A 206-nucleotide genomic window follows, 5' to 3' on the forward strand; every position below is an offset into this window, starting at 1 on the left:
TGTTCGCACGAATTTAACTACTGATAAAGACGGGAAAGTTTCTGCTTCTAATTTACGACCAGGAGATTATCAATTTGTTGAAACGAAAGCTCCTAAAGATTATGATTTAAATAAAACACCGATTCCTTTCACTATCAAGAAAAGCCAACCAACTCACGTTTCTGTTACTGCTAAAAATGGCTTAACTAAAGGTGGCGTGGAATTAA

1 protein-coding gene is annotated in these 206 nt (G+C 35.4%); it reads left to right on the plus strand.

Features of this window, described 5'->3' with window-relative positions; all coding sequences use genetic code 11:
* The coding region (locus MR113_RS28275) for a prealbumin-like fold domain-containing protein (RefSeq protein WP_242257539.1) at positions 1-206 on the plus strand (206 nt) is incomplete at both ends.

This window comes from Bacillus cereus group sp. BfR-BA-01379 (assembly GCF_022663605.1).
Taxonomy (GTDB): domain Bacteria; phylum Bacillota; class Bacilli; order Bacillales; family Bacillaceae_G; genus Bacillus_A; species Bacillus_A mobilis.